Source organism: Verrucomicrobia bacterium S94 (genome assembly GCA_004299845.1).
GTDB lineage: Bacteria > Verrucomicrobiota > Kiritimatiellia > Kiritimatiellales > Pontiellaceae > Pontiella.
This window is the reverse complement of the sequence record CP036201.1, coordinates 1041357-1054778: the sequence shown is the minus strand read 5'-3', so window position 1 is coordinate 1054778 and position 13422 is coordinate 1041357. Positions and strand designations below refer to the sequence as shown.

Here is a 13422-nt window from a genome sequence, read left to right as displayed (position 1 = left end):
GTAAAAAATAATGATTAACGCACCGGGCAACTTATCTGTAATGTGTGGTCTACCAGAACTGCACAACACAGAAGAGGTATGCCCGGTGCGAATCCAGACCCTACTCAACAGAGTTCATCCGCTCAAATCATTTGTTTACTCCGCCTGCCGTCTGGAACTGCGTAATGCCGGTCCGGCGTTGGTGGCGGAAATCAGGCCCCGACTCAACGGCAAGGTGCTTTGCTCGGGGTGCGGCAAGCCAAGGAAATGCTACGACCGCCAATCGGTGCGGCAATTCGAATTCGTTCCGCTTTGGAATATTCCCGTCCAACTTGAATACCGAATGCGCCGAGTCAACTGCCCCGAATGCGGTGTAAAGGTCGAAAAGGTTCCGTGGGCGGATGGAAAGTCGCATACAACCAAAGCGTTTCAGCTGTTTCTTGCCCGCTGGGCACGCAGACTCTCGTGGAAGGAAACCGCCGAATCGTTCCACACAAGCTGGGACACGGTCTACCGCTCGGTCAAAGCCATTGTCAACTATGGGCTGGCGCACCGCAACCTTGACGGCGTGATGGCCATCGGCGTGGACGAAATCCAATACGGCAAGGGACACCAATACCTTACCGTGGTCTACCAGATCGATGCGGGGATGCGCCGCCTGCTGTTCGTCGGTAAAGACCGTACGGCCAAAACCCTGCTGCGGATCTTCCGGGCCTTCGGCCGGGATCGCTGCGCCCGGCTGGAGTTCGTCTGCTCCGACATGTGGAGGGCCTACCTCAAGGTCATCGCTAAAAAGGCCCCGCAGGCATTGCATGTGCTCGACCGCTTCCACATCATTCAGCATCTGAACAAAGCCGTGAACCAGGTTCGTATCGACGAGGTCAAACGCTTACGGCAGGAGGGCTGCGATGACGAGGTGCTTAAACATACGAAATACTGCCTGCTCAAAAACCCGGAAAACCTCACCGAGAAACAGGCACTCAAACTCAATGATGTGCTCACCTACGACCTGAAGAGCGTCCGGGCCTATCTGCTCAAGGAAAGCTTCCAGCTCTTCTGGAACTACACGAGCCCATACGTAAGCGTCTTTTGGATCACCCCCTATGCAGCCTCGCGAGATGCTGATAAGGTCTTGGATGATGGAGCAGGTTCGGCGTTTTCCCGGCGCGCCTTCCATTGGGCTGGCGTCCAGTCGGGGGCATCCCGACTGTCCATGGTCGGCAGGGCGTCCAGGACTTCTCTCAGATAGTCGGCGGGGTTGATATCGAGTTTGCGACAGGTTTCGACCAGGCTGTAAATGACTGCGCTGGTCTGTCCGGAGTCCGGGCTGCCGAAGAACAGGAAGTTCTTCTTGCCGATGGCCGTGGGCCGGATGGCATTCTCCACGAGGTTGTTGTCGATTTCCAGGCGGCTGTGATCGACATAATGAGTGAGGCTGTCCCACCGGCTCAGAGTGTAGCGAATGGCTTCGCCGAGTTTGCTTTTCGGGAGCTGACGTGTCTTTTCTCGCTCCAGAATGGTTTTCAGTTTTTCCAGGATGGGTGATGCGTCCTTCTGACGAACTGCGGATCGGTCGAGTTCAGGCGTCTTCCGCAGGTCGGTTTCGATGCGGTAGAGCTTGGCGATGTGTTTGACGATTTTGCGCGAGATGGAGTCGCCGGCCTCTACGAACTTGCGACGTGCATGGGCCCAGCACCCTGCATGGATGATGGATTCTTTTTCTTCAGTGTGGTCCGGTTTATTCAACCAGCATGGATACGCTTCGTAGCCGTCGCTTTGCAGATAGCCGGAAAAATCCGTGAGCATTCCGTCCAGACACTCATTGGCCCGGCTTGCGAACCATTCGAACAGCGCGCCGACCCCCGGGCTGTGATAAACCCATAGGTATCCGTTAGGACAGTAGTCCTTTTGCTTGTCCTGATGCTTGATAACAGTTTCGTCGGCCTGAATATATCCACTTTGTCGAATTTCATTTCGAAGGGATTCATAAATCATCGTCAGCCAATTGGCCGTCAGATACATCCAGTTGCCCATCGTTTTCCGACTGACTTCGATATCGTACCGATACTTTAAAATCCATTCCTGTCGATACAGGGGAAGATGGTCGCAGTATTTGTTCAGAATAATCTGTGCGATGAGTCCGGCTGAGGCATAGCTGTTTTGAATCAGTCGCTCCGGGGCCGGGGCAATCACCGGAGCGGCTTCACGATCATCGATCAGGACATATTTTTCGCGGACAATAATACGACGAAAGTAACGGGACGGAACCACGTCGAGTTCTTCAACCGTTTCTTCGCCAATTTTCTTATAGAGCTCCGGTTCTTCCTGTACTTCATCCGGAATGATCACAACCCGTTCAACAGGCAGATCTTCCGGCACCCGTTCTTTCAGTGGTTTACGTTTCCCGCGACGAGAGTCTTTTGGATCCTCCGGTTGCGGCATCTCATCCGCCGACTCTTCGGCCTCCTCCAGCTGCTTCTGCAATGCGTAGAGTTCTTCAAAGGCCAGCTCCATCTGATCCGGACTCAGTTTTTCCGAACTGCGCCCGAACAGTTTCTTCAGCAGATACTGAACCTTCTCTTCCAGGATTTTTATTTTGGATTTAAGCTGCTCACTTTCGGATTCGAGCGCTTCAAAAGAAGCGCTCTTCTCCAGCAGCAGATCGAAGTTTTCCCGATTAAAATCCATGGGATGCATTATACCAAAACCCGGCGGAAAATCTGATAGAAACTTCAATAATTATCGCTGATACCACGGCTTGAGAGAGCCGCGTCTGAGATCCACTCCGTCCAGTAGAAGCGATAGGGATTCCGGGGCAAGCTCCAGCTTTTTATCATCGCCCGTTACGCCTTTCGGCCAGGTAAAGCGCCCCTGCTCCAACCGCTTAATCATCACCCACATTCCCGTTCCATCCCAGTAAAGCGATTTGATCAAGGTTCTTCGCCGGTTCGTAAAAACAAACAACGCCCCGGAACAGGGATCTTCCTTCAGTTGTTCGAGCACAACGGTATGCAACCCGTTAAAACTCTTCCGCAAATCAACCGGCTCCACGGCAAGAAACACCCGCAGCGATCCTGTTAGGCTCAGCATTGTGCAGCCTCACGAAACACTGTCCCCAATGCCGAGGGAGAATCCACCTGCATGCGAACCTCCACCTGATTGGGGAAACAGACCCGAACTTCCAGTCTCGGAGCAGGCAGATTCACTTGAACTTCCTGCATCGGCGGTGAGTTCTTGCGCTCTTTTGCGAGCCAGCTGTAGAACGTCTGCAGATTGATCTCGTGCTCCGCACAGAACTTCACCGCCGAAAGGCCGCTCCGATGAAACTGAGCTACGAACTCCTGACGAACTGCCGCGCTGCGGTAAACTCGTCTCCGACATGTTTCTTGAGTATTGTTATCCATGCCGATACCGTATCAGCGAATCGCAAGCCTGACTACGGGGTCGACGAAGAGACGTTTACGCCCATACTGGGCAGAATGGTATCTCAAGAAATGGAGCACCCGAGCCATGCGCTCGCGACTCGATCCTATGAAAAAATTTGTCGGAACGATCCGGCGGCATCAGCCGCTGATCCTGAACTGGTTCAAAGCCAAGAAGGCCTATTCATCAGGCGTCGTCGAGGGCCTGAACCGCAAAGTAAATCTGGTAACGAGAAAAGCATACGGCTTTCGAAGCTACGAAGTGCTTGAAATCGCCCTGTTTCACACGATGGGCGACCTCCCGGAGCCGGAAGCAACCCACAGATTTTGCTGAAGAGGCATTCTAAATTGAAACCCGAACTCGCTTCCCGACCCAATGCTCATATTAAATCCCTGAAAAACAACACCATACAACCCACTGACTTTCCCATCCTCACTCATCTTACTGCGAATACGAAATATATATAAATTATTCCTGCTGCAATTGCTCTTCTCAGGACGAATACCCCATGTTGTGTATTTGGATATCCGATTGGTATATCCGATAAGTGGCGCTTCATAGGGAAACTTAAACACGGACTGTTTTTCCCTCTCGTTTGGAAAATATTGCTGAATCCCATCCTTCGAATTGGGGAATGTAATATGGCACCAACGCCGAGGATCATCACTCAGCTGCTCAGGGTATATTAAAATCAAATCACTTACTTTTCCGTTTCCGTATGGATGAACCCATGAGTTTTTCACCAGATCATATCCCAACGGAATGTCATACGCCGGGAAATCCATCGTTGTATATCCGTGTATTGTACTTTCCGCATGATGAATTTTTTTCATCCATACCGTTTCTGTCGGAGACCACTGTTTTGTTTCCCGTAACAGCAACCGTTCATTCTCCCCTATTTTAATATTTACTTTGGATGAATAGTACCCATCGGCGTGAACAGACCTCCCCAGGAAAAAATAGCCCGGTCTTTTTCAACAATAATTTCTCCCCGGCTTGTTGCCCTGAACATTTTGAGGTCCTTGGGATCACGAGCATCTCTCTCATAAATATATGCATTTGTAACCGGTTCTGCAGTATCAGCATCCAGCATAACAAGTGTAATTCTCGTACCAACATACCGCGCCTCACAAACCAGCGCCGCCCCTGAATACAAGACCATTGCTATCACGTTGCAGATTGTGCGGGATATTTTCATCTGCCAGTCCGTTTATATCTGGCTCCAGACGTTGACTCAACGAGCATGTCTTCCTCCTCGTAATAGACAAACACATAATGCGGTATTGAACTGAGTTCACTAACCCTCGGATCGATTATATAGACGCTTACCTCATTACCATCAGTATCCCACAGACATTTGCGCCCCCCATGACCGCCTGGATAAGGAAACCCGTGCCATTACTTTGCAAGGAAACAGTCGACTCCGCCATTTCAGTTCCATGCGACCAGTTTCCAATTAAATAAGCAGGTCTTTCACCTTCGGCTGTCAGCACATTTTCAGCCAGTTTTTCTTCATACAGTTCATATTTCCCCATAATTTTAAGATGGGGTATCGCTTTCATCCTGTAAGCATATTCATGAATCGAAATGCCCAGATTCATCCACCAATCCGGATCTGCCCCTCGATTTATAAGCTCCTGAGTATAATCCGGGTGATCGAAAGCTATCGCGGCAACCAGAGGGTTATTCCCGTCTTCAGACCACAACGGAGCCCCGTTGTCCAATAAGGCGATAAACGCCTCCCAATCCTCTCTCTCTATGGCCCGAATCAGCTGTTCCAACTGATGCTTTTTTTCCCTGCGAAGAACTTTCTCCTCTTCAGGCAGAATACCTGAAAAAGGGTCAATTTCTCCATTTCTCAGAGAATAATACTGAGTTTCCAACGGCTGACCCAAATAACTGAACCGGACAAGGACTTTGTCCTCAAAGTTTGCATCAACCACTTCGGCTACAATATGTTCTGACTTAATATTTTTTAAACCGACCCCTACGGCAGATTTGAATTTTAAATCAAAAATAGTTCTAAGCCTGAGACCAGAACCCTGTTGAAGGAATGGATCACCGATTCTGATTTTCTCCTGAATTTCATCCGGAACATCCTCTCCGCTTAATATCATCTGCTCCACCATGAAAACTCCTAATGCGAAAGCATCCTCATTCTGGGCAATTTCAACAAGTCTTCTATACTCATCCTGTATAGATGCACAATCCACACCGCCAATGTTCTCCGCAGACAGAGATGTAACCGGAGCATACCCTATAAGCATTAAAGAAATAACTAAGAATATGTGCTTTATAATCGACATTATTTTTCCTCCGTTAAAATATTTTCACCGTTGTATTCCAGCGACCGCTCGTTCGGAACCGGATTAAAATGATAGGAAAAGCTGAATTCTCCTTTGGGTAGAAACATGATTTCACCCTCAAAATATCCGTAACAGGCTGAAATAATTTGGCCCTCATCATCCTTCGTTCGCGTTCGAATAATACAGTTCCTCTCTTTTTTAAGCGTATGACACAATTGGATCGCTCCGGCAGAACAACAGTATGAAGAATTATTTTCATTGAACCTTCCGCTGCACAAACGGATAAGCAGTTTGTTGTTATTACGCCCCTAAAAAAGATCCCGAATCTGTCAGGTATATCCGGTTGACCTGCATAAAACCTTCCCGAAAAATTTACCACCCGACCCCAATTCCGGCAATGATCCTTGGATCACCGCCATTTACAGGCCATAAGACTCCGAGATTGGCCGTAAACAACAAAATGCTCAAATTATATTCAGGCCCCAGGTATTGGGATTCAGCATCATACTTGCCTACATCATCATAGATGTACATATAGCTTGCCGATAAGCGAGCTCCTGCCCAACCTATCATATTAACGTCAAGTGCAGCATATCCGACAGAAAGTTTGGTTCCCGCAATCCCCGGACTTATGGATACGTATGCTCCCGTTGACTCGGTGTTCCAACTGCCTCCGTCACGAGAAGGTCCTAAAATCCACCCTACTTCTCCAGACAGTTTCTGCGGATATCCCACCTTGGCATTCAAAACAGGTATCCCGGGAACACCGGCCACAGAAATGCCGGCCAATGCCAATATCATCAACGTCATCAGGAGTTTGATCTTCATGTAATATCCCTTCATTTCTTCAGCAGATTTACACCGTTGTATTCCAGCGACCGCTCGTTCGGAACAGGATTAAACCAATACACCCAGTTTACCCAATCGGCCCATCCGAGTCCGAAGGGACCGGATATTTTCCCATAGCAGGCGGATGTAATATTCCCTTCATCATCAACCTGTGTTCGAACCCGAAAAATATAATTCACGTTTTCTTTGAAATTATTGCTTATAGCCCCGGCATTACTTCGAGTTGAATGCCATTCTACAGTCGGTTGATAATTATTGGTCGGAGCAAGATAAGGCCATTTAAAGCTACTTTGTATCGCTTCATCAAAATAATATTCCTGTATGCCGTCATGCTCATTAGGGAATGTGAGCCTGCATGAAACATCATAATTCTGAGAGTTTTTGAAATCCCGTTTAAATTCAAAAAACAGATCTGCTTTTGAGCCTTTTCCATGGGGAGAAACAAAATCCTGCTTTTCCAAATCATACCCTAAAAGCTTTTCGTACTCGGGCACTTTAAATGCACTCCAATGACCTTCTCTATGATACATCGGAACCGGATTCTTCTTCGGGCGCATCTTCACTTCAAAAGTCGGGTTCCACGGCTCCCACCGATTGAGCGCAATATTATAGGAATATTTCATGCCGAACCCGTGGCTGTAATATCCGTCAGCAAATACACGGCCTCCACGTTCTTCGGAAATAGTGTTACCCTTGAAAAGGGCAACCCCATCAGAATCAACCTGTTTTTGTACACGTGTACTTTTCCCAACTCCGGCTCCCCAAGGATCCGCTCGTTCTTTAAATCCAGTCCTTACCCATGCGTTTGTGATAGGGGTACCTGTCTCTGCATCAGTTACCTGAACAGTAAACTTAGTACTGGGAGGTTGTGCTAACGCACAACCAGAAAGCAATAATGCCAAGTTCAGAATAATAAGTGATTTCATATCAATTCTCTTTAGTCGTAATTTTATCGAACAACTTATAAACATGCACATAAGGGGCATTCTTCCAGTCACTGTGGTGCCACGTAGCACGTTCCAAATATTTATCGTCATCAAACCAACTATCAGGATCAGTCATGTACAACGCTGACATGTCGTAATTTCCGATTAATGCATCCCACTCTTTATTCTCTGCACTTCCCATCGGCCCGGTCCTTGATGGGAATGCTTTTGCGAGAAGCCAATCCCTGACAATAACATTAGAAATATCAAGTTCGGTGTCATCATTGGTATAATCAAGATGGCCGGCATAGTCACTGACGGTACCGGACACAAAATCCGCCGCATGGTTTTCATCGAAGAGGATCGCCGGTTCTTTCCGGAAGAGCGGATCGGTTTTCAGTTTTTCAAGATAGTCTGCCCGCCGGGTTTCATTACCCGGCAAAGTACTCAGTGCATTGGTGGCTGCGGCAGGAGTTTCCGTGTACTTTCTGTAGCTGTAGCTTGGGGGATGGCTGCCCGGTGTTTTTTTCCGTACAGTTTTTACATGCATTCCATCCTCCTTCGTAAATCCCCATCCCGCCTGCTTACTTGATCCTCCTCCGAAATACGTTGCTACCCAGTCATTTAATCCTTTGTACATTTCCTGTAACTGCCATGCACATTTTTTGTCAGAGGTAAAAGTCAGGGGAAAAACATGAAACCGTAATTCGGGACGGACGGAACTCCAGTCGATCAATTTGATAATGGAATTTACATCGTCGAGCACACGAAGCACATCCTCGGTGCTGGAATAAAAGTTGAATACAGCTGTTTTTTTCTGAATATCCGCAAACTTGTGCCGCCAGGTCAGCTCTGCCCGCGGATCGTTTTCCGGAAACAGACGATACCATTCCGAAGCCCAGGTTTCATGCGGATAGTCCCGCCAGCCCCGCCGTTCATAATCCAGAAACCCTTCCCGTTCCCAGCAAAAAAAGACATCCGGAATTAAGGCTTCATTGCTCGTTACATCTCCGTAGGCTTCGAGTGCCACAGCGGCATTTAAGGCATAATACTGCCGGACCGGGGCATTGTATTCGCAGATAGCAGAACTGACCACCATATTGCCCAGGCTATGCGCCAATACAATGGTTTCCGTGGATGAGAGGGATTGAATATAGTCAGCAACCCTCGGAGCAGTCGCGAAAGCGTTCACCACTGAATTCTGGTAATGCGTCCGTAAGGAACCTTCTCCAATACCGTCCCGGATTATGCCGTGATATCCGAGATTTCCGCCGTGCGTACCGATGGTTCCGGCGGCAAAAGCGGCGGCATTCTCATTGAACAACGCTTCAGGTTCAGGTCGGAGAAAGAGCAGGACGGCTTTCAATTGTCAAAGATCAATACGGTTTCTTAAGCGATTCCAGACTCCGGCTTTGAGGATCAGGATTGAACCAATATTGCAAATCCATTAGCGGTGTATCTGAAAATACCACTTCTTTTTTTATTCTTCCGTAACAGGCAGAAGTGACATTGCCTTCTTCATCAACTTTTGTGCGAACACGAAAAATATAATTGATATCCTCCTTTAGATTATTGGCCGGTTCATTTGGTATGACAGGATAGTATAGAAACCGATACTTGCTTAGTGAAATATTGTAACCATTGGTTGGTGCCTCATACGGAAAAATATATTCACTCCTCAAGTTATCAGGCGGAAGGTATTCTTGTATTCCATCATACGGATTGCTGAAGGAGAGTATATATTTGATTCCTTGTTTGGGTTCAGTAACGGTCTCCAAAGTAAAAATAAAATCCGATGACTTGCCATTTCCATAAGGTTCGACCCAGTCTGAAATTTCAAGATCAAAACCAACCCGTCCCTGTTTGACGGGGACTTTTTGACGGAGTATTTCTTTATAAACCATCGGCACTGGGTTCTTCTTGGGTCGCATTTTGATTTCAATGGTTGGATTCCAAGGTTCCCATCGGTTGAGGGCGAGATTCTTCCCCGTAAAACGGAAGCTTTCAATATCTGAATAATAACCTTCAGCAAAAGCGGTTGCCCCTTCACCTTTCTGGATGGTTCGACCTGACAAAACCGCTTCACCATTTTCATCAACTGTTTTTTTTACACGATTTTCTTTGCCCTTTCCTGTCCCCCACGGATCGCGTTTTTGCAGAAATGTTGTCTGAACTGTTGCATTGGTTACGGGGAGTCCCGTTTCAGCATCAAGCACGCGAACTGTATATTTGGTCTCCGCAGGATTTGCGAAAGCACATCCCGCATTCAGTAGTAATGCAAAACATAGATTAATCCACTTCATCTTAATTCTCCTCAATAACCAATCAATTTATCGTACAGTTTATAGATGTGAACATAAGGCATATTTTTTAGATCACTATGCCGCCACTCCTTATTTTCATCGTCATCTTCATGATGCCATTTACTCGGATCAGTCATATACAATGAGTGCATATCGAAATTCACATCGCTCCAGCCTCCGCCAATATCTCTAGTTGCAGTTGATCCCATCGGCCTCGTTCTGGACGGAAACGCCTTGGCGAGAAGCCAATCGCGGATTTTCACCTGCGAGATATCGAGGTCGTTATCGCCGGTGTGATACTCCAGATTTCCGCCGTGTGATCCGATGGTTCCGGCGGCGAAAGCGGCGGCATTCTCGCTGAACAGCTCTTCGGGTTCGTGCCGGAAGAGCGGGTCGATCTGTAGCAAAGCCCTGAATTCATCACGCGTTTCCCTGTTCTCATCCGTGTCTTCCAATTTCTCAAAATAGAGTCTGGGCTTGCGCGGACCGACATCAAAAATTTTAAACCACTCTTTAATATGCCAGGAGTCGCCATCTTCAATGAATCCCCAGCCTCCATATTTGCTGATACCGCCGCCGGGCGCATTGATAATCGGAATTTGATCCAGCCCTTTATACATTTCCTGCAGCTGCCACGCGTACGGAGTAGAGAAATCAAAATCGACCGGCGGAAAACTCATCTTCAGATCCGCGTCAATATCGATGATATCCAGCATGTCAATTTTATCATCCACTCGCAAAATATCTTCCGTACTGGAATAAAAATTGAAGACGTCGGTTTTGGTCTGGATATCGGCAAAGCGATGCCGCCAGGTGAGGTTGGTGCGCGAATCGCCACTATCCTTAAACAGGCGATAGTATTCAGAGGCGTAGGTTTCCGAAGGGTAATTGGTCCAGCTATATCCCTTAAAACAAAGCCACCCATCATTCTGAACAGCAAACAGTGAGTCAGGAATCATGTGATTCGTCGGAGCAACATCGCCGTAGGCTTCCAGCGCAACCGCAGCATCCATGGCATAATACTGATAAACATCCGCATTATAGTCCACAATCGCCGACCCCACGACCATATTGCCTAAGCTGTGCGCCATCACCACAGGATCATCGAATGTATTTAAATAAGTTGCCAGCAACGGAGCGGTGGCAAAAGCATTGATAACAGAGTGATGATAGTGTTTTTTACCGGCATACGAACTGGGAGTTCCGTCCCAAATGACCCCGTTGTACCGAGCATTTAATCCGGCATGCCACAGGCGTTTAAAAATCTCACGATGCCATAAACGAGCGGGCGTATCCAATTCATCAAACTTGAGTAACGAGAAATCATCTTTCACGTTATACCCATGCACAAAAACGAAGTCCCTGTCGTTGGTGAGTTCGTCGGGCCAGTTGGAAGGTGGATCGAGGAAGCTGACACCGCCGGCCCGCAGGTTTTTGATGCGGTACATGTTGGTGACGGAGCTGAAGGAGAAATAGTTGGTGGAAATTGAGATCTCCACCCCGTTTTCAAGCGTGTGGACATAGATCTGTGCATTAGTGTTTACTTCAGATGCCGCCAGCAGAACGATCTCGTTTTCTGAAAAAACAGCCGGGCTCTGATCGCCGGCATCCAGGGACCGGATCTGACCGGCCAGCGACTGCGCCAGATCAATATCATGTAAATACGCCTGGGTGTTGTTGGTTAACATGGTGGTTTGAATATAATCCATGTCGATATTCGCTGACAGTTTAAAGGTCTGGGCTGAACCGGTTCCTTTGAACATGGCAGGAAAGAAATCCTCCATATCGGCTTCAGGATAGGCCGCATCGTTACCGTCTTCATTCATCCAGAAGCGGTAGGGATGGGATGCGTCCACACGATAGAAGTCGTCGGCATCAATGGCGCCGTTGCGGTCCATATCCATAATGAGCGACTGTTCGGTAAAGACCGGGGGCGACAGGGTTGAAAGAACGGTATAGTCATCGGGAGAGACATAGGAGGGATAGTATCCGGAATACACATAGCCGTCCGCAATATAACCGCCCCGGTCATAAACCAGCGTCCGGTCGGTCCACGCTGTACCGCCCGTCAGATCCGGCGCCGTCCAGTCCCAGAACGCTTCGGCGCTGTAGTTTGTTGCCGCGGCGGCCAGCCAGGCGGTTTCATGATCCGAGGCGGTGAATGTCCGGAAAATTCCGTTGGTCCGGAATCCTTCCGGGAGATGGTCATACCTGCGTTTATATGCACTGGTTTCATCGGGATATCCAATCTGCCATTCCACCTCATCCATCAGTTTCATATAACCGCGGTGGACCGTTCTGCCGAAGCCATACCGGCGCAGATTTCCCGTAAATTCAAACTGCTGATTCTGAGCGAAAATGGTGACAATGGCGCCGTCTTCATTCGGAACCTGCTCCCACTCCCCCTGTTCAGCATTATATTTCCACTCAGAGCGGATCAGCTGCTGCGGCTGATGATAATATTCCGTTGCGGCATTATAGGTGCCCCAGTAATTCCACGTTGCTCTGGCCATGGCGTTACTGTCTGATGCCGCAAAACCGCCGTTTTCATCTACCGACTGCAGCCGGCAGACCACCGTTCTGAACTGCTGCAGACAGGCATTCACCTTTTCCGGAGTCCACGGATTTTCCGCATTGACCAGAACGGAGGAACCGTCCGGCAGTACCGCCAGTCCCGGCCGGTCTGTTTCGGACAAACGGACCAGATGATTAATAAACTGAGGGACGGCATCCGCATGGCCGGATGCCGCATAATCATAAAAAGCCAGTGGATAAATATGCTCCTTTCCGGCCCATTCAAATCCATTGGTCTCCATCCTGAAAAAACGGCCGCCGTACACAATCGGAAACCGATCATTCTCCAGCGGCGGATACCAGCTCCCGCACTGCTGTTCGATCCAGCCGCCCAGCGCTGCAGCAGATGTCTGAGCCGTGAACGTTCCGTTGGTTCCTTCCAGCGCCAGAATCAGATGATTGATCAGCTCATAGGCAGATCCTGCATTCCGGTACACTGCAGACGGCGGCGTATTCCAGTCGCCCGGAGCACTGTCGACAGATCCCGGCACCGGCCGGGGATCGCCGTCATCTTCGGGCAGTGAAACCTGCGGGGCATCCTTTTCATACGGGTTCAGGTTCAGTGCATATTCCGTGACATTGTCGAGACCGTCCCCGTCGGAATCCACGAAAGAGACGGCACTGATCCGGACAAATCCGCTTTCATGCTCTCCGCCGGTCTCCGGCAATTCGGCGGCTGAAATCGCTCCCGTGGCAGCTGCTGTCCGGCCGGTCGAAGACACGGCAAAGGATACCGCATCCTCCTCCGCCAGGCTGACCTGCGTATAATCCACGGTTTCCCAGTTCTGATCGACAAGATTGGTCCCCTGCTCGACAAAAAGGTAGGCCCCGTCAAAACACGGAGGATATTCAACCGTAATCGAATCTCCATCGTATCCGCTGATCCGGAACTCCTGTGTAAACACGGATTCCGGCATGCTCAGAAAACAAAACGCCGCCAGAAAAGCCGGCACGCCCCATTCCCTTTTCTTCATAAATTCCCCTCTGTTTAAATGAAGGGATTATAAAAAAGAAAAGTAATGTATATAAAAGCTTAAACTTAAAAAAAATATAATTTACACG

At 48.7% G+C, this 13422-nt stretch carries 12 protein-coding genes; 2 read left to right on the top strand and 10 right to left on the bottom strand.

Translation table 11 applies throughout. From position 1 onward, the window contains the following. The first annotated feature begins 10 nt into the window (after positions 1-10). Positions 11-1228, top strand: coding sequence for an ISL3 family transposase (locus tag EGM51_04550; GenBank protein ID QBG46703.1), 1218 nt, complete (start codon positions 11-13; stop codon positions 1226-1228). Here the strand turns inward: EGM51_04550 and EGM51_04545 are convergent. The 3 genes from EGM51_04545 to EGM51_04535 are packed head-to-tail and all read right to left on the bottom strand — an operon-like array spanning position 1081 to position 3281. Further along, on the bottom strand, positions 1081-2676 hold the full coding sequence (locus EGM51_04545; protein ID QBG46702.1) for an IS66 family transposase: 1596 nt from the start codon (positions 2674-2676) through the stop codon (positions 1081-1083). The two genes, EGM51_04550 and EGM51_04545, sit on opposite strands and share 148 nt — an antisense overlap. Before the next feature lie 42 nt (positions 2677-2718). Beyond that, complete coding sequence (locus EGM51_04540) at positions 2719-3069, bottom strand: transposase (protein ID QBG46701.1); 351 nt, start codon at positions 3067-3069, stop codon at positions 2719-2721. Continuing rightward, positions 3063-3281, bottom strand: a complete 219-nt coding sequence (locus EGM51_04535; protein QBG46700.1) for a hypothetical protein — start codon at positions 3279-3281, stop codon at positions 3063-3065. Before EGM51_04535 ends, EGM51_04540 begins: the two co-directional genes overlap by 7 nt. A 100-nt stretch (positions 3282-3381) precedes the next feature. Between EGM51_04535 and EGM51_04530 the strand changes: the two genes are divergently transcribed. After that, complete coding sequence (locus EGM51_04530) at positions 3382-3735, top strand: hypothetical protein (protein QBG46699.1); 354 nt, start codon at positions 3382-3384, stop codon at positions 3733-3735. A 574-nt stretch (positions 3736-4309) separates the two neighbouring features. Here the strand turns inward: EGM51_04530 and EGM51_04525 are convergent. The 7 genes from EGM51_04525 to EGM51_04495 form a co-directional block, all read right to left on the bottom strand. Beyond that, positions 4310-4600 carry a hypothetical protein gene (locus EGM51_04525; protein QBG46698.1) on the bottom strand — a complete coding sequence of 97 codons (291 nt, stop codon included), beginning with the start codon at positions 4598-4600 and terminating at the stop codon, positions 4310-4312. Positions 4601-4727: 127 nt separating this feature from the next. After that, entirely contained in the window at positions 4728-5708 is a 981-nt protein-coding gene (locus EGM51_04520; protein QBG46697.1) for an ankyrin repeat domain-containing protein, read from the bottom strand. 372 nt (positions 5709-6080) lie between these two features. Beyond that, on the bottom strand, positions 6081-6536 hold the full coding sequence (locus EGM51_04515) for a hypothetical protein (protein QBG46696.1): 456 nt from the start codon (positions 6534-6536) through the stop codon (positions 6081-6083). An 11-nt stretch (positions 6537-6547) separates the two neighbouring features. Next, on the bottom strand, positions 6548-7483 hold the full coding sequence (locus EGM51_04510; GenBank protein QBG46695.1) for a hypothetical protein: 936 nt from the start codon (positions 7481-7483) through the stop codon (positions 6548-6550). 1 nt (position 7484) lies between these two features. Continuing rightward, complete coding sequence (locus EGM51_04505) at positions 7485-8849, bottom strand: hypothetical protein (protein ID QBG46694.1); 1365 nt, start codon at positions 8847-8849, stop codon at positions 7485-7487. Between the two features lie 10 nt (positions 8850-8859). After that, positions 8860-9786: a hypothetical protein gene (locus EGM51_04500; GenBank protein QBG46693.1), complete on the bottom strand. Its 927-nt coding sequence runs from the start codon at positions 9784-9786 to the stop codon at positions 8860-8862. Positions 9787-9797: 11 nt separating this feature from the next. Next, entirely contained in the window at positions 9798-13334 is a 3537-nt protein-coding gene (locus EGM51_04495; protein QBG46692.1) for a hypothetical protein, read from the bottom strand. Positions 13335-13422 lie beyond the last annotated feature (88 nt).

Bases quoted from the DNA above. Each gene is read 5' to 3' on its own strand.
- EGM51_04550 (QBG46703.1), top strand. From the start codon at position 11: ATGATTAACGCACCGGGCAACTTATCTGTAATGTGTGGTCTACCAGAA.
- EGM51_04545 (QBG46702.1), bottom strand. From the start codon at position 2,676: ATGCATCCCATGGATTTTAATCGGGAAAACTTCGATCTGCTGCTGGAG.
- EGM51_04540 (QBG46701.1), bottom strand. From the start codon at position 3,069: ATGCTGAGCCTAACAGGATCGCTGCGGGTGTTTCTTGCCGTGGAGCCG.
- EGM51_04530 (QBG46699.1), top strand. From the start codon at position 3,382: ATGCCGATACCGTATCAGCGAATCGCAAGCCTGACTACGGGGTCGACG.
- EGM51_04525 (QBG46698.1), bottom strand. From the start codon at position 4,600: ATGAAAATATCCCGCACAATCTGCAACGTGATAGCAATGGTCTTGTAT.
- EGM51_04520 (QBG46697.1), bottom strand. From the start codon at position 5,708: ATGTCGATTATAAAGCACATATTCTTAGTTATTTCTTTAATGCTTATA.
- EGM51_04515 (QBG46696.1), bottom strand. From the start codon at position 6,536: ATGAAGATCAAACTCCTGATGACGTTGATGATATTGGCATTGGCCGGC.
- EGM51_04510 (QBG46695.1), bottom strand. From the start codon at position 7,483: ATGAAATCACTTATTATTCTGAACTTGGCATTATTGCTTTCTGGTTGT.
- EGM51_04500 (QBG46693.1), bottom strand. From the start codon at position 9,786: ATGAAGTGGATTAATCTATGTTTTGCATTACTACTGAATGCGGGATGT.
- EGM51_04495 (QBG46692.1), bottom strand. From the start codon at position 13,334: ATGAAGAAAAGGGAATGGGGCGTGCCGGCTTTTCTGGCGGCGTTTTGT.